This is a genomic window from Streptomyces sp. NWU339 (assembly GCF_003143855.1).
Classification (GTDB): domain Bacteria; phylum Actinomycetota; class Actinomycetes; order Streptomycetales; family Streptomycetaceae; genus Streptomyces.
In genome coordinates, this window is sequence record NZ_QFRK01000026.1 from 22,603 (window position 1) to 47,527 (window position 24,925).

The 24,925-nt window shown below is 70.8% G+C and carries 19 protein-coding genes and 1 pseudogene; 12 read left to right on the forward strand and 8 right to left on the reverse strand.

Going from position 1 to position 24,925, the window contains the following annotated elements; all coding sequences use genetic code 11:
• The first annotated feature begins 31 nt into the window (after positions 1 to 31).
• Positions 32 to 1,366: a coenzyme F420-0:L-glutamate ligase gene (locus DIZ27_RS26635; protein ID WP_109381088.1), complete on the forward strand. Its 1,335-nt coding sequence runs from the start codon at positions 32 to 34 to the stop codon at positions 1,364 to 1,366.
• Positions 1,367 to 1,520: 154 nt separating this feature from the next.
• A complete protein-coding gene (locus DIZ27_RS26640) occupies positions 1,521 to 2,522 on the forward strand; it encodes a DNA-3-methyladenine glycosylase (RefSeq protein WP_109380995.1) in 1,002 nt (333 codons plus the stop codon).
• Between the two features lie 99 nt (positions 2,523 to 2,621).
• On the opposite strand, the gene DIZ27_RS26645 is transcribed toward DIZ27_RS26640, so the two are convergent.
• Both DIZ27_RS26645 and DIZ27_RS26650 read right to left on the reverse strand, forming a co-directional pair.
• Positions 2,622 to 3,704 (reverse strand): NDP-sugar synthase, encoded by a 1,083-nt coding sequence (locus DIZ27_RS26645; RefSeq protein WP_109380996.1) that lies wholly within the window; start codon positions 3,702 to 3,704, stop codon positions 2,622 to 2,624.
• A 130-nt stretch (positions 3,705 to 3,834) separates the two neighbouring features.
• Positions 3,835 to 5,145: a peptidoglycan recognition protein gene (locus DIZ27_RS26650; RefSeq protein ID WP_109381089.1), complete on the reverse strand. Its 1,311-nt coding sequence runs from the start codon at positions 5,143 to 5,145 to the stop codon at positions 3,835 to 3,837.
• Between the two features lie 129 nt (positions 5,146 to 5,274).
• Here DIZ27_RS26650 and DIZ27_RS26655 point away from each other — a divergent pair, with 129 nt between their 5' ends.
• From DIZ27_RS26655 to DIZ27_RS26675, 5 genes are all read left to right on the forward strand, one after another.
• Positions 5,275 to 6,030 (forward strand): TIGR03089 family protein, encoded by a 756-nt coding sequence (locus DIZ27_RS26655; protein ID WP_109380997.1) that lies wholly within the window; start codon positions 5,275 to 5,277, stop codon positions 6,028 to 6,030.
• Positions 6,031 to 6,249: 219 nt separating this feature from the next.
• Positions 6,250 to 7,539, forward strand: coding sequence for an LCP family protein (locus DIZ27_RS26660; protein WP_109380998.1), 1,290 nt, complete (start codon positions 6,250 to 6,252; stop codon positions 7,537 to 7,539).
• A 239-nt stretch (positions 7,540 to 7,778) separates the two neighbouring features.
• Entirely contained in the window at positions 7,779 to 9,593 is a 1,815-nt protein-coding gene (locus DIZ27_RS26665) for an LCP family protein (RefSeq protein WP_109380999.1), read from the forward strand.
• 281 nt (positions 9,594 to 9,874) lie between these two features.
• Positions 9,875 to 11,587, forward strand: a complete 1,713-nt coding sequence (locus DIZ27_RS26670) for an LCP family protein (protein ID WP_109381000.1) — start codon at positions 9,875 to 9,877, stop codon at positions 11,585 to 11,587.
• A gap of 152 nt (positions 11,588 to 11,739) precedes the next feature.
• Positions 11,740 to 13,362, forward strand: a complete 1,623-nt coding sequence (locus tag DIZ27_RS26675) for an LCP family protein (protein ID WP_109381001.1) — start codon at positions 11,740 to 11,742, stop codon at positions 13,360 to 13,362.
• 61 nt (positions 13,363 to 13,423) lie between these two features.
• On the opposite strand, the gene DIZ27_RS26680 is transcribed toward DIZ27_RS26675, so the two are convergent.
• Entirely contained in the window at positions 13,424 to 14,461 is a 1,038-nt protein-coding gene (locus DIZ27_RS26680) for a glycosyltransferase family 2 protein (RefSeq protein ID WP_109381002.1), read from the reverse strand.
• Positions 14,462 to 14,754: 293 nt separating this feature from the next.
• Here DIZ27_RS26680 and DIZ27_RS26685 point away from each other — a divergent pair, with 293 nt between their 5' ends.
• Positions 14,755 to 16,116: an LCP family protein gene (locus DIZ27_RS26685; protein ID WP_109381003.1), complete on the forward strand. Its 1,362-nt coding sequence runs from the start codon at positions 14,755 to 14,757 to the stop codon at positions 16,114 to 16,116.
• Positions 16,117 to 16,150: 34 nt separating this feature from the next.
• Here the strand turns inward: DIZ27_RS26685 and DIZ27_RS26690 are convergent, their stop codons facing one another.
• Positions 16,151 to 17,431 (reverse strand): RNA-guided endonuclease TnpB family protein, encoded by a 1,281-nt coding sequence (locus DIZ27_RS26690; RefSeq protein WP_109381090.1) that lies wholly within the window; start codon positions 17,429 to 17,431, stop codon positions 16,151 to 16,153.
• 23 nt (positions 17,432 to 17,454) lie between these two features.
• Here DIZ27_RS26690 and tnpA point away from each other — a divergent pair.
• Positions 17,455 to 17,899: pseudogene (gene tnpA / locus DIZ27_RS26695) on the forward strand (IS200/IS605 family transposase); the annotation flags it as partial.
• Positions 17,900 to 18,070: 171 nt separating this feature from the next.
• On the opposite strand, the gene DIZ27_RS26700 reads toward tnpA, so the two are convergent.
• Positions 18,071 to 18,628 (reverse strand): acyl-CoA thioesterase, encoded by a 558-nt coding sequence (locus tag DIZ27_RS26700; RefSeq protein ID WP_258308553.1) that lies wholly within the window; start codon positions 18,626 to 18,628, stop codon positions 18,071 to 18,073.
• Between the two features lie 117 nt (positions 18,629 to 18,745).
• Between DIZ27_RS26700 and DIZ27_RS26705 the strand changes: the two genes are divergently transcribed.
• The gene (locus DIZ27_RS26705; RefSeq protein WP_109381005.1) at positions 18,746 to 20,020 is read left to right on the forward strand and encodes an LCP family protein; all 1,275 of its coding nucleotides are present in this window, start codon (positions 18,746 to 18,748) and stop codon (positions 20,018 to 20,020) included.
• 75 nt (positions 20,021 to 20,095) lie between these two features.
• On the opposite strand, the gene DIZ27_RS26710 is transcribed toward DIZ27_RS26705, so the two are convergent.
• Together DIZ27_RS26710 and DIZ27_RS26715 are read right to left on the reverse strand one after the other, a co-directional pair.
• Complete coding sequence (locus tag DIZ27_RS26710) at positions 20,096 to 20,461, reverse strand: four-helix bundle copper-binding protein (RefSeq protein ID WP_109381006.1); 366 nt, start codon at positions 20,459 to 20,461, stop codon at positions 20,096 to 20,098.
• Between the two features lie 241 nt (positions 20,462 to 20,702).
• Positions 20,703 to 21,869, reverse strand: coding sequence for an acyl-CoA dehydrogenase family protein (locus tag DIZ27_RS26715; RefSeq protein WP_109381007.1), 1,167 nt, complete (start codon positions 21,867 to 21,869; stop codon positions 20,703 to 20,705).
• A gap of 192 nt (positions 21,870 to 22,061) precedes the next feature.
• On the opposite strand from DIZ27_RS26715, the gene DIZ27_RS26720 reads away from it, so the two are divergent.
• Both DIZ27_RS26720 and DIZ27_RS26725 read left to right on the forward strand, forming a co-directional pair.
• The gene (locus DIZ27_RS26720) at positions 22,062 to 22,805 is read left to right on the forward strand and encodes a TetR family transcriptional regulator (protein WP_109381091.1); all 744 of its coding nucleotides are present in this window, start codon (positions 22,062 to 22,064) and stop codon (positions 22,803 to 22,805) included.
• A gap of 384 nt (positions 22,806 to 23,189) precedes the next feature.
• Positions 23,190 to 23,966 (forward strand): enoyl-CoA hydratase/isomerase family protein, encoded by a 777-nt coding sequence (locus DIZ27_RS26725; protein ID WP_109381008.1) that lies wholly within the window; start codon positions 23,190 to 23,192, stop codon positions 23,964 to 23,966.
• A 49-nt stretch (positions 23,967 to 24,015) separates the two neighbouring features.
• Here DIZ27_RS26725 and DIZ27_RS26730 read toward each other — a convergent pair whose 3' ends face one another.
• Positions 24,016 to 24,810 (reverse strand): FadR/GntR family transcriptional regulator, encoded by a 795-nt coding sequence (locus tag DIZ27_RS26730; protein WP_109381009.1) that lies wholly within the window; start codon positions 24,808 to 24,810, stop codon positions 24,016 to 24,018.
• Between the last annotated feature and the right edge of the window lie 115 nt (positions 24,811 to 24,925).

Consider the following 24,925-nt stretch of genomic DNA (forward strand, 5'->3'; position numbering starts at 1 on the left):
CGGCTTGAACGACGACGTGAACGACGCACGCGTGCACGACGACCCGCACGCGGGCGGCGCGGCGTCCACGGGGTACCGGGTGTGGGCCGTCGCGGGCCTGCCCGAGGTCCGTCGGGGGGACGACCTGGCCAAGCTGATCGCGGCCGCGGAGCCGGGGCTGGCCGACGGCGATGTGCTGCTCGTCACCTCCAAGATCGTCTCCAAGGCGGAGGGCCGGATGCTGGAGGCGTCCGACCGGGAGGCCGCGATCGACGCGGAGACGGTACGGGTGGTGGCCCGGCGCGGCGCCCTGCGCATCGTGGAGAACCGGCAGGGCCTCGTCATGGCCGCGGCCGGGGTCGACGCGTCCAACACCCCGGCCGGCACGGTGCTGTTGCTGCCCGAGGACCCGGACGGGTCCGCGCGGGCGATCCGCGAGGGCCTGCGCGACGCCCTGGGGGTCACGGTCGGCGTGCTGGTCACCGACACCTTCGGGCGCCCCTGGCGCGCGGGGCTGACGGACGTCGCGATCGGCGCCGCGGGCGTGCACGTACTGAACGACCTGCGCGGCGGCACGGACACGCACGGCAATCCGCTCGGCGCCACCGTCGTCGCCACCGCCGACGAACTCGCCGCGGCGGGCGACCTGGTCAAGGGCAAGGCCGCCGGCCTGCCGGTGGCCGTCGTCCGCGGGCTGCCCGGTCTGGTCACGGCCGACGACGACCACGGCGAGGGCGCACGGGCCCTGGTCCGCGACTCCCGCGACGACATGTTCCGGCTCGGCACGTCGGAGGCGATACGGCAGGCGGTGACCCGGCGCCGCACGGTACGGGCCTTCACCGACGAGCCCGTCGACCCGGGGTCGGTGCGCCGCGCGGTGGCCGCGGCCGTGACGGCTCCGGCACCGCACCACACCACACCGTGGCGTTTCGTCCTGCTGGAGTCCCCGGAGTCCCGTCTCCGCCTGCTGGACGCCATGCGGGACGCCTGGATCGCGGACCTGCGCCGGGACGGAAAGACGGAGGAGTCCATCGCCAAGCGCGTCCGCCGCGGCGACGTCCTGCGCAACGCGCCCTGCCTGGTCGTGCCCTGCCTGGTCATGGACGGCTCGCACACCTACGGGGACGCGCGGCGGGACGCCGCCGAGCGGGAGATGTTCGTGGTCGCGACGGGCGCCGGCGTGCAGAACTTCCTGGTCGCCCTGGCCGGTGAGCGGCTGGGCTCGGCCTGGGTGTCGTCGACGATGTTCTGCCGGGACGTGGTCCGCGAGGTCCTGGACCTGCCCGCGGACTGGGACCCGATGGGCGCGGTGGCGGTCGGCCATCCCGCCGAGGACCCTCGGCCACGACCGGAGCGGGACGCGGGCGCGTTCATCGAGGTGCGGTGAGCCGGACGCGGGGGACGCCTACCCTCGTAGGAGTCCCCGCCCGCCGGCCGGGCGGAGCCCCGCTCCGGTAGGGCTTCGCGTGCTCTCCCTCCTCTTTCCCGCATCTTCCGCCTCTCCCCCATCTCCCGCTTCCCCACTCCTCGGAATCCTCTCTGTGGCAGGACGTTTCGCTCCCCGGCCCGCTCGCACGACCGTGCGAGGCGGACGGACCGCCGTACCCACGGGAGTGCCCCGCCAGGCACCGGCCCCCGCCCTGGTGCGGAGTTGGGTGCCGGACGGGCCGCTGGACCTCGGTCTGGTCCTCGCGCCGCTGCGGCGCGGGCCCGGGGACCCGGCGTTCCGCGCGCTGCCGGACGGCTCCTTCTGGCGGGCGAGCCTGACGCCCACCGGGCCGGGGACGCTGCGGGTGACGCGGCACGGTGGCGAGGTGCGGGGCGAGGCCTGGGGCCCCGGCGCCGACTGGCTCCTGGAGCGGCTGCCGGACCTGCTCGGGGCCGCGGACGACCCGGCGGCGTTCGTCCCCCGGCACAAGGTGCTGGCGCTCACCGGGCACCGGCGTCCGGGACTGCGGCTGCTGCGGACCGGGCTGGTGCTGGAGTCGTTGATCCCGTCGGTCCTGGAGCAGAAGGTCACCACCGACGAGGCGTACCGGGCGTGGCGGCTGCTGGTACGGAAGTACGGGGAGCCGCCACCCGGGCCCGCGCCCGAACGGATGTCGGTGATGCCGTCACCCCGGACCTGGGCGCTGATCCCCTCCTGGGAGTGGCACCGGGCCGGTGTCGACGACAAGCGGGCGTCCACGGTCCTGCGGGCGGCCCGCGTCGCCGCACGGCTGGAGGAGGCGGCCGGGATGGCTCCGGCGGCGGCGCGGGCGCGGCTGGAGCTGGTGCCGGGCATCGGTCCGTGGACGTCCACGGAGACGGTGCAGCGCAGTCACGGCTCGGCGGACGAGGTGACCGTGGGGGACCTGCACCTGCCGGGCATCGTGGGGTGGGCCCTCGCCGGGGACCGGGACGCGGACGACGCGGCGATGCTCGAACTGCTGGAGCCGTATGCCGGGCAGCGGCACCGGGCGGCCCGGCTGATCCTGCTGAGCGGAAGAACGCCGGCTCGGCGGGCCCCGAAGAGGCCGCGCTGGGACATCGGACGGCTGTGAGGCCCGAGCCCCCAGCCGTCCGAGCCCCCAGCCGTCCAAGCCTTCGACCGCCCGAGCCCTCAACCGCCCCGGCCCGGCACGCGGCCGGTTTCCGCCCGGCTACTCGTCCGAGGAGAACCGCACCGCCCCCGCCGGTATCCGTGCGTCGCACCACACCCGCACCCCGTCCCGGAGTTCGTTGCGGGCGCCGATGACCGCGCCGTCGCCTATGACCGTCCCGGTGAGGACCGACCGCTCCCCCACCCGCGCGCGCGTGCCGATCAGCGAGTCGGTGACGACCGCGCCGGGTTCGATGACCGCACCCGGCAGGATCGTGCTGCCGAAGACGCGCGCGCCCTCCGCCACGAACGCGCCCTCGCCCACCACCGTCCCGCCCGCCAGCTTGGCGTCCGGTGCCACCGTCGCCGTCGGCAGGACCAGCCGGTCGCCGCAGCGGCCGGGGACCGCCGGGGACGGGGCGCGGCCCAGCACCAGGTCCGCGGAGCCGCGGACGAAGGCGGCCGGGGTACCGAGGTCCAGCCAGTACGTGGAGTCGACCAGACCCTGGAGGTGTGCCCCCGCCGACAGCAGGCCCGGGAACGTCTCCCGCTCCACCGACACCGGCCGGCCCGTCGGGATCGTGTCGATGACCGAGCGGCGGAACACGTACGCCCCCGCGTTGATCTGGTCGGTGACGATCTCCTCGGGCGTCTGCGGCTTCTCCAGGAACGCCAGGACCCTGCCCGTGTCGTCCGTGGGCACCAGTCCGTACGCCCGTGGGTCGGTCACCTTCGTCAGGTGCAGCGAGACGTCCGCGCCCGTCGTCTCGTGGGTGCGCACCAGCGCCCGGATGTCCAGGCCCGTGAGGATGTCGCCGTTGAAGATCAGCACGGGTTCGTCCGGGCCGGAGTGCAGCCGGGAGGCGACGTTGCGGATCGCGCCGCCCGTGCCGAGCGGCTCCACCTCCGTCACGTACTCGATGTGGAGCCCCAGCGACGACCCGTCGCCGAAGTACGGTTCGAAGACCTCGGCCAGATAGGACGTGGCCAGGACGATGTGCTCGACGCCCGCCGCTCTCGCTCTCGCCAGCTGGTGCGTGAGGAAGGGCACCCCGGCAGCCCGGACCATGGGCTTCGGTGTGTGCACCGTGAGCGGGCGCAACCGCGTGCCCTTGCCGCCGACCAGGAGGATCGCTTCTGTCACCTGTCGTCTCTGCTTCCTGCCGGGACCGGCCGAACTGTCTTTCGGCCGGCCAGTTTATGCAGACCGTTCCACAGCGCTTTCGACGGTGTGTCTCCGGCAGGAAGGATCCGGCCCGGCGGCTCCGCGCAGATCAGCGGCCCTGGTAACCGGCCGCCGTGGAGCGGGTGGTGCCGAGCTGGTCGTAGAGCTTCCCCCCTGGGCACAGGGTGTTGAACCCGTCCCGGTGACCGGAGATCACGTTCAGTCGTACCTTCGTGCCTTTTGCGTAGAGATTGCCACCGCCGGACGTCAGATATGTCTTCGCGTTCGGATCCACGCCGTACAGCCCGAGCTTCCACGCGGTGAGCCGGGCGACGCCCTTCACCGCCGAGTCCGACGGTTCCGTGGAGTCGTACGTGCCGAGAACCGCCACCCCCATGGTGTCGGAGTTGAACCCCAGAGTGTGGGCGCCCAGGACCGGCTCCGCCACTCCCCCGGCACGGCCCTCGTAGACCTTTCCGCACTTGTCGACGAGGAAGTTGTAGCCGATGTCCCGCCAGCCCATGCTCTCCGTGTGGTAGCGGTAGATACCGCGGATGAGCGAGGGTGCCTCCTCGCACGTGTAGTCGTTGCCGGAGGCGGTGTGGTGCACGAAGGCCGCATCGACCTCGTCCGTGTAGACGAACCCCTCCGCCCGCAGGCTCTCGTCCGCCCCCCAGTCGGCCCGCGTGACGACGTCGGGCCGCGGGCCGATGTACGGATTCGCCCGCTGCCGCGCGACCGTTCCTTTCCGCTGCGCGCCGGTGCCGCCTGCCGTGCCGTCCGCCGACGGGGTGCCCTCGCCGGGGTCGACGAGTTCGAGGCGCATCCCGGACGGCAGCGGCAGGGCTGTGTTCTCGGCGCTCTCGGCGCTCTCGGCGCTCTCAGGGTTCTCGTCAGCCGTACCGGTGCGCCCCGGGCTTCCGGACTCCGCCAGGACCCTGATCTCCACTCCGTCCGAGTCGCCCACCCACAGCGGTGCGGTGGCGCCGCGGACCCGGCCCGAGGCGCGTTCCCCGCTGTCGGAGGTGCCGGGGTCGGCCGCGTGGTCGGCGTTGCGGGCCTCGACGTCCCGCCAGTCGGACCAGGAACCGGTGCGGGCCGCGCGGGTGCGGACCTGGACCCGGCCCTGGAGTTCGGCGGCGGGGTCGTCCCAGACGACGCCGAGGAGGGAGAAGTTCCTTACGGACCGGGGGGTCAGACCGAACGTGGCGGCGCCGGAGGCACGGTCGGGGTCGAGGGGTTGCAGGGGCAGCGACTCGGTGCTGCCCGCGGTACCGGACCCGGCCGTCACCGCCGCACGCGGAGCCGCCCGGGTCGGCTGCCCCGGCCCCGCGGTCGCCGCGCCGGCGGACGGCGCAAGGGGGAGCGCGAGAGCGGTCGCGCAGGTGACACCGATGGCGGAAGCAGGAATTCTACGCATGCCCCTGATCTTGGACATAGCCACACAAATATGTCCATCGGGGAATTGACGGACTGTCGGGGTCCGTTCCACCGAACCGGTGCCCCCGCCACCCGGTGCGCACAGCCGCGTCCGCGTACGCTTGCGCGGGTGAACGCCACCGACCGCACCCCCGCCGACCTGCTGGGTTCCGCACTCGCCGCGGACCCGGGCCGCCCCCTGGTGACCTTCTACGACGACGCCACGGGCGAACGCGTCGAATTGTCCGTGGCCACCTTCGCCAACTGGGTGGCCAAGACCGCGAACCTGCTCCAGGACGAACTGTCCGCCGAGCCGGGCGACCGCGTGTCGCTCCTGCTGCCCGCGCACTGGCAGACGGCCGTGTGGCTGCTGGCGTGCGCGTCGGTGGGCGCGGTCGCGGACGTGTCCGGCGACCCGGCGGCCGCCGACGTCGTGGTGAGCGGGCCGGACTCGCTGGAGGCCGCGCGGGCGTGCTCGGGCGCGCGGATCGCGCTGGCGCTCAGACCGCTCGGGGGACGCTTCCCGCAGCCTCCGGAGGGCTTCGCCGACTACGCCGTGGAGGTGCCGGGGCAGGGCGACCGGTTCGCGCCGTACGCGCCGGTCGACCCCGAAGCTCCGGCGCTGATCGCGGCGGGGCGGGAGTTCACCGGGGCCGAGGTGGTGGAACGGGCCCGCGCGGAGGCTACGGACCTCGGACTGACCGGACCGGGCTCGCGCATCCTGTCGGGCCTGTCGTACGACACGTGGGAGGGCCTGCACGCGGGCCTGTACGGGCCGCTGGCGACCGGCGGTTCGGTGGTGCTGTGCCGCCACCTGGACCGGCTCGGGGACGAGGCCCTGGACAAGCGCGTCGAAAGCGAACGGGTCACGGTCATCTCCCGCTAGCGGGCGGCTTCGCCGCGGCCCGGCCCCGCTCGACGCGGACGGACTCGTCCAAACCGAACCCGCCGGGCCGTGCTCCGTTCGCCGTGCCCCGCACCCCGTCCCCCGTACGGCTCAGCAGTACCCGCCTCCGCCCCGCATCCGGGTCATCGTCGTATCAGCGGCACGCACGGCACGTACGGCCTCCACCGCACGCCGTACGCAGCGAGGGGTGGAACGGTCATGAGCGACACCGCAGGCACGTCCCCCGCGGGCGCGGGGGACGGACGCGCCCTCGGGCCGGGGACGGGAGCCTCGGCGAGCAAAACGGGGCTGGCGCGGCGCAGGCGGCGACGGTGGGTACGGGGCACCGGGCTCGGTCTCGCCACGCTGCTCACCCTGGCCGCCGGGACCGGGTGGGCGGTGTACGTGAAGCTCGACGGGAACATCACGCCGGACGAGGCAGCCGCGGCCGAACTCGCGCGGTTCGAGAAGGAACGGCCCACCGCGCTGGTCGAGGAGGCCCAAAACATCCTGCTGATCGGCTCGGACTCGCGCTCCGGGGACGACAACCGCCGCTACGGCCGGGACTCGGGGACGGAGCGGTCCGACACCGCGATCCTGCTGCATCTGTCGGCGGGCCGGCGCAGCGCCACCGCCGTGTCCCTGCCCCGTGACCTGATGGTGGCCGTGCCGGGCTGCCTGCGCGGGGACGGCACCCGTGCCGAGCCCGTGTTCGCGATGTTCAACCAGGCCTTCCAGCGGGGTGGTTCGGCCTGTGCCATCCGCACCGTCGAGAAACTCACCGGCATTCGCGTGGACCATCACATCGTCGTGGACTTCCACGGTTTCAAGGAGATGGTCGAGGCGGTCGACGGCGTCGAGGTGTGCCTGCGCGAACCCATCGACGACAAGGCGGCGAAACTGAGACTGCCCGCGGGCCGGGTGACGCTGAACGGGGAACAGGCCCTCGGTTATGTCCGCGCCCGCAAATCGCTCGGTGACGGCAGCGACACGCACCGTATGGAACGTCAGCAGCGGTTCCTCGGGGCGCTCGCCAACAAGGTGCGCGGCAATGACGTTCTGCTGAATCCGGTGAAGCTGTATCCCCTTCTGGACGCGGCCACTTCGGCACTGACGACCGACCCGGAACTGGCGAGTCTGCGCGGTTTGTACGAACTCGTCCGCGGGCTGCGCGAGATCCCCACGGAACACGTGCAATTCCTCACCGTCCCACGAGAGCCGTATGCCGCCGACGCCAATCGGGACCAACTCGCCCAGCCCGAGGCGGAGGCGCTGTTCGCGCGGCTGCGCAGGGACGCCTCGGTGACGGTCGCACAGGAGGCGGCACAGGATCCCGGCGCTGGAGCCGACTCCGGAACCGACTCCGGCACACCGTCCGGGAATTCGGACGACAGAAGCACGGAAAGTGACGGAAAGGTCACTCAAAAGGAATCCGCGGAGCCGTCCGGGGCCCCTTCCCCCACGCCCACATTCTCCGGAAACACGGCCGCCGAGGACGGCTGCACGTAAAGCCGACACACAGGTAACTCCAAGACTGTGAAGTCATGTCAAGGGATATGGGCGAATTGCCCAGTTGTAGGAACATGGAATGCGCCACCGGCGTCGCCGGAAGTCATTCCGTGCCGTTAGTGTGAGCGCTCCGGTGCGCGCGCACCCGAGGTTCGTCCTGCAGTCGCGCACTGCGTGACCGACCGGGCGCCCAGGAGGGGAAGGGCGCCGCGTGGCACCGACGGAGGACGCAAACGACCGTGGACGCGCAAGGCCGTGGGCGGGGCAACGAGATGGACCCCGCAGACCAGTGGGTGCTCAACCCGGACACCGGCGATTACGAACTGCGGCTGAACGATTCCGCACCGCAGTCACCGATCCCCTCTCCCCGCAGACCGCGCCCCTCCGGCACGGGTGCGGGCAAGGGCACCGGCGCCGGTGCGCCGCGCGGCCGTACCGATGCGCCCGGGCGCACGGCGGAGCGCCCCGCCGGCCGCAGGACGGCCGAGCGCGGGGCGGCCGAGCGCGGGACACCCGAACGTGAGGCACCGCCGTCGCGCAGGCGCCGGGGTGCGCCGGAGGAGCCGCCGCCGGGCCGGCGCGGACGCCGGCCGGTGAAGAAGAAGTCGAAGGCGAAGAAGGTCCTGCTCTGGACGGTCGGGACGATGGCGTTCGTGGTGCTCGCCACCGGCACGGCCGGCTACCTGTATCTGGAGCACCTCAACGACAACATCGACTCCATCCCCGACGACGGCGCGAGCACCGGTGGCTTCCAGAAGGACAAGGCCATCAACATCCTGCTGATCGGCACCGACAAACGCACCGGCTCCGGCAACGACGGCTACGGCGACAAGAACAGCGCCGGGCACGCGGACACCACGATCCTGCTGCACGTCTCCAAGGACCGCACCAACGCCACCGCGCTCAGCATCCCGCGCGACCTCATCGTCGACATCCCCGACTGCCCCACGACACTGGAGGACGGGACGGAGAAGGTGATCCCGGGGCTGCAGGGCGCCCGGTTCAACCGCAGCCTCGGCGAGGGCGAACGTACGCCGAGCTGCACCATGCGGACCGTCACCGAGCTGACCGGGATCACGCCGGACAACTTCATGGTGGCCGACTTCAACGCGATCAAGACTCTCACCACGGCGGTCGAAGGCGTGGAGGTCTGCGTGGCGAAGGACATCGACGACCCGAAATCCCATCTGAATCTGAAAAAGGGCACGCACACCATCGAGGGTGAGGAGGCGCTGGCGTACGTGCGCACCCGGTACTCCGTCGGCACCGGCGGCGACCTGAGCCGGATCGGGCTGCAACAGCAGTTCCTCAGCGCGCTGATGAGGAAGCTGAAGTCCAACGACACCCTCACCAGCCCCTCGAAGATGCTCAAGTTGGCGGATGCGGGCACCAAGGCGCTCACTGTCGATACCCAGTTGAACGAAATCAACAAGCTGAAGGACCTCGGTCTGGAGCTGGGCAAGCTCAACACCAAGAACCTGACCTTCACCACGATCCCGGTGGAGGACAACCCCGCGGAGACGGTGAAGGCGACCGTCGTCCTCCAGGAGCCCAAAGCGACGCAGGTGTTCGACCTGATCAAGAACGACGTGTCGTTCACCGAGGTCAAGCAGCAGGAGAAGAAGGAGAAGGCCGCCGTCGCCGCCCGCCTCAAGGGCCCCAAGGCAGAGGCCTCCGAGGTCCGGGTGCGGGTCTTCAACGGCGGTGCCCCGTCGGGCAGCGCCCAGGACATGCTCAACTGGCTCCAGCTCGAGGAGGGCGTCAGCAAGTCGGAGAACGCCGGCAACGCCCCGAAGACGCTGAAGAAGACCACCCTCGAGTACGCGCCCGACCAGGCCGACCAGGCCCGCCGCCTCGCCGACATCCTCGGCCTGTCCGGCTCGGGGATGAAGCCCGGCGAGAGCGCCACCAACGCCCAGGGACTGCCCACGATGACACTGACCCTCGGCGAGGACTTCAAGGGTGCGGGCACATCGTTGACGACTCCGTCCAAAGCACCGGACGAAGTCGTCAAGGACACGTCCACGGCGGACAAGGTCGAGTGCGCCGAATGACCTGCCGGGCAGGCCACCGGGTGCCCCTGTAGGGCGGGTCCCACGGCAGGCAGGGAGCCGACAGCGCCATTTCCCCACCCAATAGGGCGATTTGCCCCGTTCCGGGGACGAGGAATTCGTCACTGAAGCCACTCCTCGCTCAGGCGGGCGGCTAATGTGAACGCTCCAGCGCCCCGGCCGCGAGGACCGTCCTGGCGTCGCGCACGGTGGTAACCAGTACGCGCGGACACCCTCTGGAGGGGGAGGATGCCGCGTGGCCCGGACGGAGGATTCGGACGAGCGTGGACGCGCAGAGCCGTGGGCGGGCGGACAACGTCGACCCCGCAGACCAATGGATACTCAACCCGGCCACCGGCGAATACGAACTGCGACTGGGCCCCTCCGCACCGCAGTCACCCGTCCCGGGCCCCCGCCACAGCGGCCACCACGCGTACGATGCCGTGCCCGGCCGCACCCGGGCGCCCGGCCGTGAGGTCCCCCCGCCGCGGCGGCGCGGCGCCCCCGCCGCGCCGCCCGGACGGCGCGGCGACCGGCCGGCGCAGCGGGGGCCGAGGGCGAGGAAGGCCCTCCTGTGGGCGGGCGGGACGATGGCGTTCGTGGTGCTCGCCACCGGCACGGCCGGCTACGTCTATCTGAAGCACCTCGAGGGCAACGTCCACACGACCGACGTCGGCGACGCGGGCTCGGGTGACTTCAGCAAGGACGAGGCCTTCGACATCCTGGTCCTCGGCACCGACAAGCGCACCGGCTCCGGCAACGAGGGCTACGGCGACAAGGACAGCGTCGGGCACGCGGACACCACGATCCTGCTGCACGTCTCCAAGGACCGCACCAACGCCACCGCGCTCAGCATCCCGCGCGACCTCATCGTCGACATCCCCGACTGTCCGACGAAGCTGGAGGACGGGACGGAGAAGGTGATCCCGGGGCTGCAGGGCGCCCGGTTCAACCGCAGTCTCGGCGAGGGCGGCCGGGACCCGGGCTGCACGATGCGCACTGTGGAGGAGGCCACCGGCATCTCCGTCGACCATTTCATGATGGCCGACTTCAACGCGGTCAAGACCCTCACCACGGCGGTCGACGGCGTCAAGGTGTGCCTGGAGCACGCGGTCGACGACAAGCAGTCGAAGCTGAAGCTGCCGGCGGGCGAGTCGACGGTGGCGGGCGAGGACGCCCTCGCCTTCGTCCGTACCCGGCACAGCTTCGGCAACGAGGGCGACCTCGACCGGATCAAGGTGCAGCAGCACTTCCTGGCCTCGCTGATGCGCAAGATGTCCTCCAGCGACACCCTCACCAGTCCCACCAGGCTGGTGAAGTTGGCCGAGGCCGCCACCGACGCGCTGACCGTGGACACCGGTATCGGCAAGGTGAGCACGCTCAAGGACGTCGCCCTGGAGCTGAAGAAGGTACCGACGAAGAACATCTCCTTCACCACGGTCCCGGTGAAGGACAACCCCGCGGAGACGGTGAAGGCCACCGTCGTCCTCGACGAGGCCAAGGCACCCCAGCTCTTCGCGGCGATCGCGAACGACGTGTCGCTGACCGAGGTCGAGCAGCAGGAGAAGAAGGAGAAGAAGACCGCCGTCGCCGCCCGCCTCAAGGGCCCCAAGGCAGAGGCCTCCGAGGTCCGGGTGCGGGTCTTCAACGGCGGTGCCCCGTCGGGCAGCGCCCAGGACATGCTCAACCGGCTCCAGCTCGAGGAGGGCGTCAGCAAGTCGGAGAACGCCGGCAACGCCCCGAAGACGCTGAAGAAGACCACCCTCGAGTACGCGCCCGACCAGGCCGACCAGGCCCGCCGCCTCGCCGACATCCTCGGCCTGTCCGGCTCCGGGATGAAGCCCGGCGAGAGCGCCACCAACGCCCAGGGACTGCCCACGATGACACTGACCCTCGGCGAGGACTTCACGGACGCCGGGGCACAGCTCGACGGCTCCGCGGCCGGGGCGCCGGACGTGGAGAAGTCCACGGCCGACAAGGTGGAGTGCGCGAGCTGACGTTCAGCCGAGCGAGTGCGAACCCTCACCAAAAGTTGTTGAATCGGTTGCGTTCCGCGCGCAACTGACGGGCCCTTCGTGCGTCTAACACAACGCAGGACGGGCCTTGTTCCATGACGCGAGGAGTACCAGGGGTGGGGAGGACGGCGGCAGTGACGCAGAGCGCCGCACGGAGGACACTCCGCGACGACCGGCGTGAGCCGGAGGACGGCTCGACCGACGGCCCGGCCGACAAAGCGTCCGACGGCGACGGCGGGGACATACCGGCGTCCGGCGCGGACGGCGGCCACCGCCCGCGGCGCCGGATGCTCAAGTGGTTCGCGGCGGTCCTCGCGTTGCTCCTCGTCGGCTCGGCCGGAGCCGGCTACGTCTACTACCGGCACCTGAACGGCAACATCAAGCAGAACCCGCTGAACCTGGGCGACCACAAGGTCGCCGAGCCGACGCCGAACGCCGCCGGACAGACCCCGCTGAACATCCTGCTGATCGGCTCCGACGCCCGGGACAGCGAGGAGAACCAGCAACTCGGCGGCGCCCGCGAGACGTTCGGCTCGACACCGCTGGCCGATGTGCAGATGCTGCTGCACCTGTCCGCCGACCGGACCAACATGTCCGTGATCAGCATGCCCCGCGACACCCTCGTCCAGATCCCCCAGTGCACCGACCCCGAGGACGGGACCGTGTACGAGGCGAGCAACGGGCGGACCATGACCAACCAGAGCCTCGGGCACGGCGGTCCGGGCTGCACCGTGGCCACCTGGCAGGAGCTCACCGGCATCCACATCGACCACTTCGTCATGGTCGACTTCGCCGGCGTGGTCGCCATGGCGGACGCCGTCGGCGGCGTCCCGGTGTGCGTGGACGCCAACATCCTCTCCCGCGACAGCAAGGGCCACGGCTCCGGGCTGAAGCTGCGCGAGGGCACCCACCCGGTCAAGGGCAAGCAGGCCCTGCAGTGGCTGCGTACACGCTACGGCTTCGAGGACGGCAGCGACCTCGCCCGCGCCAAGGCCCAGCACATGTACATGAACTCACTCGTCCGCGAGCTGCGGGAGAACGCCACCCTGAGCAGCCCCAACAAGCTGCGCAGGCTGGCCGAGGAGGCCACCCGGGCGCTCACCGTCGACCCCGGCCTCGACACCGTCAAGAAGCTGTACGACCTCAGCAACGAGCTGCGCAAGGTGGAGCCGGAGCGCGTCACCATGACCACGATGCCGAACCGGTACGTGGGCGCCCGGGTGGAGCCGACCGAGGACGCCGAGCAGCTCTTCCGGCTGGTCCGCGAGGACATCGCGCTGGACGGCAAGGACGAGAAGCCGACGGAGGCCGAGGAGAAGGCCACGTCCACCGAACCGGCCGCCCCCGACGCCCGGATCGCGGTCCAGGTCGTCAACGGCACCCGCACCGACGCCCTGGCCGCGGCGTCCGGGCGCGCGAGCACCGTGACCGGAATCCTGTGGGAGAAGGGCTTCACCGGTGCGTTCGCCGGCACCGCCGGCTCCCTCAGCAGGGAGCGGACGGTGGTGCGGTACCCGAGCGCCGACCTGGAGGGCGACGCGCATCGTGTCGCCGAGGTCCTGGGGATTCCGGAGAGTTCGGTGCGGCGGTCCACCGACGTCTCCGGGGTCACGCTCGTCGTGGGCGCCGACTGGCGTGAGGGGACGACGTACGAGGCCCCCGAACAGGACGACACCACCCCCGAGTCGGCCGAGGCCCTCAACGGCGCGGACGACACGGCCTGCATGAAGGTCAACCCGGCCTTCACCTGGTCCTGACACGGCAGGGCCCCTTCCCGAGCGCGGGAAGGGGCCCTGCGGTGTCCGCGGTGAAGGCGGGTCAGGTGGCAGGGGCGTCCGCGTGGACCGCGGGCCGCCGGGAGGCGATGACCTTCTTCGCGAGCGAGCGCGGGCTGGTCAGGAAGCCCCAGCCCCACGACATGTGCATGGTGCCCAGCGCCACCGGTATCCGCAGCCGGGCCTTCAGCGGCAGCCCCTTGCCGGCGGGTACGGAGCCCAGCACGATCGCCGCGAGGTACCCGCCGGGCACCACGAAGCCCCACGGCGTGAGCGCCGCGCCCACCACGGTTCCGGCCGCGATCGCGCACACTGCGGCCGGCGGGGCCAGATACCGCAGGTTGATGGAACCGGAGTGGTAGCGGGCGACGACGTGCCGCCAACGGCCGTAGTCCTTGTACTGCTTGGCCAGCGCCCGCACGCTCGGCCGGGGCCGGTACGACACCTTCAGCTCCGGCGAGAACCAGACCAGCCCGCCGGCCTCGCGGATACGGAAGTTCAGCTCCCAGTCCTGGGCGCGGATGAACTCCACGTTGTAGCCGCCCTGCCGCTCCAGCGCCTCGCGCCGGAACACCCCGAGGTAGACGGTCTCGGCGGGGCCCGCCGCGCCACCGGTGTGGAAGGCCGCGTTGCCGACGCCTATCCGCGAGGTCATCGCGGCGGCGACCGCGTGCTCCCAGTCGTTCTCCCCCTCGGCGTGCATGATGCCGCCGACGTTCTGCGCGCCGGTCTCCTCGAGGAGCCGTACCGCGGTGGTGATGTAGCCCGGCGAGAGCATTCCGTGCCCGTCGACGCGGACCACGACCGGATGGCGCGAGGCCTTGATCGCCGCGTTGAGGGCGGCCGGGGTGCGACCGGTCGGGTTGGGCACGGTACGCACCCGCGGGTCCTCGGCCACGAGTTCGGCGGCGATCTCGTCCGTGCGGTCCGTGGACGGACCGAGGGCGATCACGACCTCCATCTCGCCGGCGTACTCCTGGGCGAGGATCGCGTGGACGGCGCCACGCAGATACCTTTCCTCGTTGAGGACGGGCATGATCACGGAAACGGCGGGGTGCCGCACGTCGGGATTGGCGTTCATAGGGGCCTCACGTTACCGCGAACGAGGGACAGCGCTGCGCGCGCCGGGTGCGGCTGCACCGGGCCGCAGATCGTATCGGCCTACGGTGCTCGGGATCCCGGGCACGGCTCCGTACGGCCCCGTACGGTCCCGCGGCCCTCGTACGGCCCTCGTCCGGAGGTGTCCTCCTTTTGCCCCCGCAGCCACCGTCCCCCCGCCCCCGCCCGCGCACCCGCACCGGGCCGCAGCGCCGTCCGCGACCGCCCGGCCGGGGCGGGCCGAGACCGGTGGGGCGCCGGAAGCCCCGCTGGGGCATGCGGGCGGTGACCACGCTGTCGGTCGTGGTGCTCGCCTCCGCCGGGATCGGGCACGCGGTGGTCACCAGCCTCGACTCGGGGATCGACCGGGTCGACCCGTTCCGGGACATGAAGAACCGTCCCGAAGCGGGCCACGGCATGAACGTCCTGCTCGTCGGCACGGACGGCCGCGAGAAGCTCGACGAGGAGCAGCGGCGGAAGTACCGGCTCGGCGGGGCGCCCTGCAACTGCACCGACACCATCATGATCGTGCACATCTCGGAGGACCGGGAGCGGGCCAGCGTCGTCAGCCTGCCGCGCGACTCGTACGCCATGACGCCCCCGCACACCGACCGGGTGAGCGGCGAGGAGCACGAGGGGCACCCCGTCAAACTGAACGCGGCGTACGCGGAGGGCGGGCCGCAGCTGACCGTGCGCACGGTGGAGAAGATGACCCGGGTGAAGATCGACCACTACCTGGAGCTCGATTTCACCAGCTTCATGAAGACCGTCGACGTGGTCGGCGGTGTCGAACTGTGCACCACCGAACCGCTGAAGGACAGCCACACCGGCCTCGACCTGCCCGCCGGCCGGCACACCCTGCGGGGCGGCGAGGCCCTGCAGTACGTACGCGCCCGGTACGTCGACGGCGCCGCCGACCTCGGCCGGATGAAACGCCAGCAGCGCTTCATGGCGGCGTTGGTGGACCGGGCCACGTCCTCCGGGGTCCTGCTGAACCCGATGAAGTTCCGGGACGTGACCCGCGCGGTGCTCGGTTCGGTCCGCGCCGACAAGGGCTTCGGCACCGACGAACTGCTGGACCTGGGGCGGGCGATGCGGAACTTCTCGCCCTCCTCCTCCGAGTTCACCACCGTGCCGCTCGCGAGGACGGGAGTCGCGGTCAAGGGCCTCGGCTCGACCCTGAAGTGGCACCCCGAGAAGTCGAAGCAGATCTTCGATGCGCTGCGCGAGGACAAGCCGCTCTCCACGCACTCCTCGCCCGACGCGGCGCTGCGCGTCCCGGTGGACCCCCGGCAGATCCACGTCCAGGTCGAGAACGGCACCGGGGTCCAGGGGCTCGGCCGCCGCGTGGACGCGGCCCTCGCGGCGACCGGCTTCAACACCACCCGCACCCCCGTCAACGCGGCGGACCGCTCCGTACGGCGGACCGTCGTCGCCCACGATCCCCGCTGGGACCGCTCCGCGAAGTCCCTCGCCGCCGCCCTGCCGGGCAGTGAACTGCGTGCGGTGAAGGGCCAGGGCGCCACCCTGAAGGTGATCGCCGGCAGCGACTTCGAGAAGGTCCGCAAGGTCCGGGCCGAGGACCCCGGGAAGGACGAGTTCGGAGTCGTGCGGGGTGACGAGGTGGGGTGCTCTTGAAGTGCTCTGCCGGCTGAGGCCGGGAGATTCCCGCCTACCTTGCGGCAGCGGGCTTGACGCGCTTGGCGCGCCTGACGACTGCCCTCCCGGCAGCCGGGACGAGCGCGAGGCCCGTCCGGTACAGGTGCAAGACGTTGCGGGCCGCGTTGTGGTCGGCGTTGCCCGACCAGCCGCAGTCCGGGTTCTTGCACACGAACACGGCCTGGGACTCCCGGCTGCCCGGCGTGGTGACGCCGCACGCCGAGCAGCGCCGGGAGGTGCCGGGGGCGGGGACCTTGTGCAGGGTGCCGCCGTGGCGGGCGGTCTTGTAGGTCAGCAGGGTGACCGTGCGGCCCCATGCCTCCCCGCTGATGGAGCGGTTCAGCCCGGACTTCTGGGCGACGTTCCTGCCCGGCTCCTCGATGGTTCCCCTGGCCGACTTGACCATGTTCGGGATGGTGAGTGCTTCGACCACGACGGCGCCGTAGGTGCGAGCGATGACGGTGGTGGTCTTGTGCTGCCAGTCCAGGGCCCGGCGCTTGGCTTTCGCGCGCAGTCCTGCGATCCGGTCGTAGGTGCGGTGCAGCCGGCGGCTGGTGCGCTCGCCGGGCCTTTGGTGCCGCTTGCGCCGGGCGGCGCGCTGCTCCAGGTGGAGAAGCCGGGCCTTCTCCTTCTCCGTCAGCCATTCGCCGTGCCCGTAGGTTTCGCCGTCCGAGCAGGCGATGGGCACGGTGACGCCCATGTCGATGCCGACCTCGGCGCCCTGGTGGGGCCCGGGCTTGACCTCCAGGGTCTGGACACGGAAGGCGATGTGCCAGCCGAGGGTGTCCTTGATCAGCCGTGCTCCGGTGATCCGGTTCTCCGCGTCGGCGCGCTTGCCGACCGGAAGGTCCTTGGTCCAGCGGAAGCGGACCCGGCCCACCTTGGGAATGCTGGCCATGCCCCAGCGGCGGTGCACCCGGGCGATGTTCAGGTCGCGGCCCTGCGGGATGTCCACGGACAGCACCGTGCGGAATCGGCCCTTGAAGTTCGGGGCGTCGGCGCGGCCCTCCCAGCAGTTCTTCCACGCCCGGACGTACGTCTTGAGGACGGCTTGCGCGGCCTGCGCGGGGAGGACAGCAAGGAAGTCGATGTCCTCGCGAGCCTGTCGGATCGCGGCATCCGCCTGTTGGAGAGTCCGCTTCTCCTTCGGCATCATCCGCCACCAGGCATGGAGCAGGTTCCACAGGGTGCGGGCCGCGTGCGCCTGATCATCCGCCGCGCGAACCCCGGCAGGCGACAGCGCAAGCCGGGCACGATGCCCGAACTGCCGCTTGGCCAAGGTGTCCTGACTCACGATCGAGACCATAGCGGTGGTCGATGTCACCGCGCTGGAACCCTGACCCCGATGTCAGAACGGGTCGCCATGTTGTCCACAACCTGCACGTTCATTTGGTTTTCGTCACCAAGTACCGACGGAAGGCGTTCACCGACGCCATGCTCACCCGCACCAAAGAGATCATGCGGGAGGTCTGCGCCGACTTCGAGGCCGAGCTGAAACAGTTCAACGGCGAACACGACCACGTCCACCTGCTCGTGTACCACCCGTCCAAGGTCCGGCTCTCCAAGCTGGTCAACTCCCTCAAGGGCGTCAGCTCCCGCAGCTCCGCCTGGGGGCACCTCCCGGCCGAAGGCTGGGGGAGAGTACAACGCGCATGTCCGCCGGTACCTGTGGGGCGGGCACTTCTGGTCCGGCTCCTCCTTCGCCGGAAGCTGTGGCGTGGCGCCACTGACCGTCGTGCGTCAGTACATCGAGCAGCAGCGACCCGTGGGGGGGAGGAACAGTGCGGACCCGTGCCCACGCGCGGGTCAGAGCGGTCTTGAGATGCGCTGCACCTCCCCCGTAAATGGGGAAGCACTGCGCAAGACGAAAGGTAGACCCGCGGCGGAGGGACACGGCGGAGATGCGCGTAGGCGCGGGACGCGGGGCGCGAGGTCAGTCGGAGATCCCGTCCGCCGCCCGCTTCTCGCGCAGCTCCATGATGGCGCGGCGACGGGCCAGGCGGTGGGTGCGGCGGATCTGGGCCTCCTGGCTGCGGCGCCGGTCCCGCTCGGTCTCCGGTATCACCGGCGGCACCCGGCGCGGCTTGCCGTCGGCGTCGACGGCCGCGAAGACGAGGTAGGCGGAGCCGACCTGGGTGGGCGGGGCGGACTCGTTCCAGCGCTCGGCCAGGACCCGCACGCCGACCTCCATGGACGTCCGGCCGGTCCAGTTGACCTGTGCCTTCACATGGACCAGGTCGCCGACGCGGACCGGCTCCAGGAAGGCCATCTCGTCCATGGAGGCGGTGACGGCGGGTCCTCCGGAGTGGCGGCCGGCGACCGCGCCCGCCGCGTCGTCGACCAGTTTCATGATCACGCCGCCGTGCACCGTACCCAGCAGGTTGGTGTCGTTGTGGGTCATGATGTGGCTGAGGGTCGTCCGCGACGCCGAGGTGGGCTTGCCCGGGATGTCGGGACTCTCCGTGGGTGCGGCTGGAGCCTGATCTGTCATGGCCTCCACCTTATGCCGAGGTCGCATCCGGGGAATTTGTGTCAGCTTGGCAACAGCGCTGCTGTTATTTCCCGGTGACTGGTACGGCACGCGGCCCGGACCTGCACACTGTTGCGCATGACTAACTGGCCCGAGGCATGGCCCCAGGACGACCGCGGCGCCCGCTACGGACGCGGAAGCGGGAGCGCGCAGCCCGAGAGCGCCCGCGTCATGCGACAGGTCCGCCGCGGCTCGGCGGTCCCGCCCGGCCAGGGGGCGCACGGCGGCGGAGTGCCGCCGCAGGCGTCGTACGTGGACGGCCGCGGGCACGGCGGCTACGACAGCGGTTACAACACCGGCCAGGTCTACGGGTCCCCCGCCGGGGGCGGCCACGGCGGACCGGGCGACGACGGCCGTTACGCGAGCGGTCCCGCGCCGGACTGGCGCCGTCGCATCAAGCTGACGGCGATCACGGTCGCGACGCTGCTGGTCGTAACGACCGTCGGCACCTACTTCTGGGCCGACTCCAAGCTCAACCGCGAGGTCGACCTGTCCATCGTCATCGACCGGCCGGAGGCGGGCGAGGGCACGAACTACCTGATCGTCGGCTCCGACAGCCGGGCCGGGCTGACCGACGAGCAGAAGAAGAAGCTGCGCACCGGGTCCGCCGAGGGCAAGCGCACGGACTCGATGATGATCCTGCACACCGGCAGCAACGGTCCCACCCTGATCTCGCTGCCCCGCGACTCGAACGTGGAGATACCCACCTTCAAGGGCTCCGAGTCCGGCAAGACGTTCCAGGGCACGGGCCGGCAGGTGAAGCTGAACGCCGCGTACGCGGAGGACGGTCCCGAACTCCTGGTCCGCACGGTCGAGTTCAACACGGGCCTGCACATCGACCACTACGTGGAGATCGGCTTCGCCGGCTTCGCGAACATCGTGGACGCGGTCGGCGGCGTGGAGATGGACATACCGCAGGACATCAAGGACACCAAGTCCGGCGCCGACTTCAAGAAGGGCAAGCAGACCCTGAACGGCGAGGAGGCCCTCGCCTTCGTCCGCACCCGGTACGCGCTGGCCGGCTCCGACCTGGACCGTACGAAGAACCAGCAGAAGTTCCTCTCCGCCCTCTCGAGCCAGGTGGCGACGCCGAGCACGGTCCTGAACCCGTTCAAGCTGTACCCGACCATGGGCGCGGGCCTGGACTCCCTGATCGTCGACGAGGAGATGGGCCTGTTCGACCTGGCCGGCATGTTCTGGGCGATGAAGGGCGTCAGCGGCGGCGACGGCACCTCCATGAACATGCCCATCGCGGGTTCCTCCGGCGGCAACCTGCTCTGGGACAAGGCGAAGGTCAAGCAGTTGGTGACCCAGCTGAACAACGACGAGAAGGTCACCGTCAAGGGCAACTGACCCGCGACTTGGACCGCGACCGAGGGCACCCCGCGGGGTGCCCTCGGCCATGTCCGTCGGCGCTGTCACGCGGTGTCACATCGTGGCGCCCGCCATGGCATGACAGGACTCGGCGCAGCGGCGACACGCCTCGGCGCAGCGCATCATCTGCTCGTCGTCCGGCATGGACATGCACGCCTCGGCACACAGGTCGCAGGCCCGCGCACACGTCGCGCACATCTCGCCCGCGAGCGGCGAACGGCGCATCATCATGTCGGCGCACATACGGGTCATCTCCGAGCAGTCCATGAGCGCCCGCATGATCGGCATCTGGGCCTGGCCGCCCATCTGCAGACACGAGCTCATGGTCTCCTCGCACACACCGTGGCAGGACATGCACGCCTGGATGCAGTCCTGCATCTCCTTGCTCATCGGGGTCGCGGCGGCTGACTGCTGGGTCATGGCTCCTCCCGGGGGGACCGCGAGGGCCGGGGGTTCGACCCCCGCTCCTCCGTCCTACGCCTCTCCCTCCATGACCACCACAGGGGCCCCCGGCCCCCGCTCCGGTACGGGACACGACGCACCCGACGCCTGCTGGAAGCACCGACGGCGACAAGAAGGTGCGCGGGCGCCCCGAGGCGCCCGGTGAAAAGCGAAGGGTGCCCGGTCGCCGGGCACCCTTCGGTCCTCGGTCCGTCGGCCGCTACGGCAGGTTGCGGGCCATGACGATCCGCTGGACCTGGTTGGTGCCCTCATAGATCTGCGTGATCTTCGCGTCCCGCATCATCCGCTCCACCGGGTAGTCACGGGTGTAGCCGTAGCCGCCGAGGAGCTGGACGGCGTCCGTGGTGACCTCCATGGCCACGTCGGAGGCGAAGCACTTGGCGGCGGCGCCCTGGAAGGTCAGGCCCCCCTCTCCACCTCCGGCGGCGACGCGCTCGGACCTGGCCGCGGCCGCGTAGGTGAGCTGGCGGGCGGCCTCGATCTTCATGGCCATGTCGGCCAGCATGAACTGCACGCCCTGGAAGTCGGCGATCGGCCGGCCGAACTGCCGGCGCTCGGTGACGTAGCCCTTGGCGTAGTCCAGGGCGCCCTGGGCGATGCCCAGCGCCTGGGCGGCGATGGTGAYGCGGGTGTGGTCCAGGGTCCGCATCGCGGTGGCGAAGCCGGTGCCCTCCGCGCCGATCATCCGGTCGGCGGGGATGCGGACCTGGTCCAGGTASACCTCGCGGGTCGGCGAGCCCTTGATGCCGAGCTTCCGCTCCGGGGCGCCGAAGGAGACGCCCGGGTCGGACTTCTCCACGACGAAGGCGGAGATGCCCCTCGAGCGCTTGGTGGGATCGGTGACCGCCATCACCGTGTAGAACTCGGACTCGCCGGCGTTGGTGATCCAGCGCTTGACGCCGCTCAGGACGTAGGTGTCGCCGTCGCGGACCGCCCGGGTCTTCATGCCGGCCGCGTCCGAGCCGGCGTCCGGCTCGGACAGGCAGTAGGAGAACATCGCCCGGCCCCGGGCGAGCGGGGTGAGGTACTGCTTCTTCAGCGCCTCGGAGCCGGCGAGGAGCACCGGGAGGGAGCCGAGCTTGTTCACCGCGGGGATCAGCGAGGAGGAGGCGCAGACCCGGGCSACCTCCTCGATCACGATGACGGTGGCCAGCGCGTCGGCGCCCGCGCCGCCGTACGCCTCGGGCACGTGCACGGCGTGCAGGTCGTTGGCGGTCAGCGCGTCCAGCGCCTCCCGGGGGAAGCGGGCCTCCTCGTCCACCGCGGCGGCGTACGGCGCGATCTTCGCCTCGGCCAGCGAGCGGACGGCGTCGCGGAGCATGTCGTGCTCCTCGGACGGGCGGTACAGGTCGAAGTCCTGACTCATGACAAGGACGTCCCAACTCTGCTCCGGCCGTGAAAACGGCCGGAGCGTACAGAAACCGGTGATGACCTAGCGATGGAACTCAGTATCGAAATTATGCACACCGAGTTCCATTTTTTCCAGCCCTTCTCTGTGACCACGCACACCCGAGCTCGCCCGCCGGGATCGACTCAGGCGGGTGTTATGTTCCCCTCCATGGACGAGGCGCAGGGACACGGCCGGACAGTCGGCGGCAACTCCGTGAAGCGACCGAAGCGGGACGCCCTGATCGCGGCGGCGTTCCAACTGTTCCTCGAGCGCGGCTTCGAGCGGACCACGATCGACGACATCGTCCGGCTCGCCGGCGTGGGCCGCAGCTCCTTCTTCCGGTACTTCCCGTCCAAGGAGGACGTGGTCTTCCCCGATCATGAGGGCTGTCTGGCCGAGATGACGACCTTCCTCCAGGACAGCAGCGGCGAGAACGTGGAACCGGTGACCCGGGTCTGTGACGCCGCTCGCCTCGTCATGCGGATGTACGCCGGCAACCCCACCTTCGCCATCCAGCGGTATCGCCTCACCAAGAGCGTGCCGGCGCTCCGCAACCACGAGTTGTCCGTGGTGCGGCGATACGAGGGCACCCTCGCCGCCTACCTCCGCCGACGCTTCGCGAGCCGATCCGACGGAACCCTGCGGGCGGATGTCATCGCCGCCTCCGTGGTGGCTGCCCACAACAACGCGCTTCGTTCATGGCTCCGTTCCGGAGGCCAGGGAGACGTCTCGGCGCGCATGGACGCCGCTCTCGCGTTCGTGCAGAACTCCTGGGGCCCGGAAGGCCCGGCCGCGGCCGCGGCTGCGGGCGACAGCGGAGAGGGCGACGACGTCGTCGTCCTGATCACCACGCGCAAGACGCCGCTGTGGCACGTGGTTCGCAAGATCGAATCCACTCTCCACGAGAGCTGATCACCACCCCGAGGAATGAAACTCAGTTCCTTTACACAGGGAACTCAGCACCATAGGATGCGCACGGGCCGCAACGGGTGCCCGGCGTGGGCGCGCGGTCCTTGCGGTGGGCAGCGTGGTCCTCCTCCTCGCCCTCCAGCAGACGTCTTCCGGGCCATGTCGCGTGCGGGACGATCAGTCCGATGTTGACGTGGGCGCCCTTACCGAGCACAGTCACCCCCTGACGGTGATCGGCCCGCCAAGGACCTCGTCCGGCGTCACCCGGAGCCGGGCGTGGCGACCATGCGTGGCGGTGGCCATGCGTCGGCCGCGCTCTCCCCCACTTCTACACCTGCGGTACTGCCCGCCCAGTCCGCACCCCCTCGACCAGGAAGGAGCACACAGATGACGCAGAACCACGACCGGACCGAGGACCTCGTCCGTTACGCACGCCAGGACGGCCTGGCCCGCATCACGCTGGCCCGGCCGAACCGGGCGAACGCGGTGGACCTGCCCACTGCTCGTGCCTTGGGCGCGGCGGTGGACCGGGCGGCCGACGATCCCGCCGTGCGGGCGGTGCTCATCTGCGGCGAGGGCCGGCGGTTCTGTGCCGGAGGGGATGTGGCGGCGATGGCAGCCGCGGCGGACCGATCGGGCTACCTGGAGGAGCTGGCCGACACTCTCGACCAGGCCCTGCAGCGCCTGGCCGCCCTGCCCACACCCGTCGTTGCCGCAGTACAGGGGTCCGTGGCGGGAGCCGGGCTGGCCCTGATGCTCAGCTGCGACGTGATCGTCTCAGCCGCCTCGACGAAGTTCCTCATGGCCTACGCGGGGGTCGGCCTGACCCCCGACTGCGGCACCTCCTACCTCCTTCCGCGGGCCATCGGTCAGGTCCGCGCCCTCGAGCTGGCTCTGACGGGCCGTACGCTCACCGCTGCCGAAGCACACCAGTGGGGGCTGGTCACCGAGGTGGTGAACGACGAGGTTCTCCAGGAGAGGGCTCTCGAGCTCGGTCAACGGCTCGCGTCCGGACCGGCGTTCGCCCTCGGTCAGGCCAAGCGCCTGTTGCGCGCCTGGCACATGCCGCGCGAGCAGATGGGGCGGGAGGAGGCCCGCGTGATAGGGGAGGCGGTCGGGCGTGAGGAGGCCGTCGCGCTCCTCGCCTCCTTCACCGGCCGGTGAGGGCAAGGAGCGTGGGCCCGGGCGAGCGAGCCCAACTGAAACGCGGAGGCTAGAGCCACTCCACGTCGTCTTCGAGCAGATCGCCCATACTGGCCCGGTGCAGATTGACGATGTTCGTCAGGTGCGTGCGCATCATGGCCTCCGCCTTCTTGGGGTCGCCGTCGACGATGACCCGGGCCAGCTTGACGTGGTCGTGCGCCAGCGTCTGATGGATGGTCCGCACATCCGCCACGGTGGCGAGGTGGTGGGCCACCAACTGCCCGTAGGCGCGGAAGGTCACCTGGAAGACCTTGTTTCCCGACAGCGCCGCGACGGCACCGTGGAACCCCTCGTGCCCGGACACGTAGATGTCGAGATCGTCGTGCGCCTCCTCCTCGACGTCGCCCGAGAGGTAGGGCGCCATCGCGGACTCCCGCAGGGCGGCGTCCGGATTCGCGGCAGCCATGCGCGCGAGCGTCGGCTCCGCGAACAGCCACGCATCGAACAGTTCGCCATAGGTCGCTCCCGCCAGATGGAAGTAGAGCGCCTCCATCCGGCCCAGGTTGGCGGAGTCGACGGTTCCCACGAGCGGCCCGCCACCCGGCCCACGGCGGATGGTGATCATTCCCTGGACCTCGAGGAGCCTCAACCCCTCCCGCAACGACTCGCGGCTCACGCCGTACTGCTTCACCATCTCGGCCTCCGAGGGCAAGCCGTCTCCCGGCTGCAGCCCTTGCGCCCGGATCGCGCGCACGACATTGCGAGCAACCACCTCTGCGGCCTTGAGGGGCCTGAGGACCGACCCACCTGTGGCGATCGGGATCGCCGCCGAGCCACTCCCGTTCCTGCTACTCACCTGGCGCATCCTTCCGACTGGGTCTCGCTCCCAACTTCATACTGAAACCGCTCGCGAGCACAAGTTCGGGTCCGTTGACACGAAACCCTCCCCGGCACCCCCTATTCCTCATGACGAATTAGCG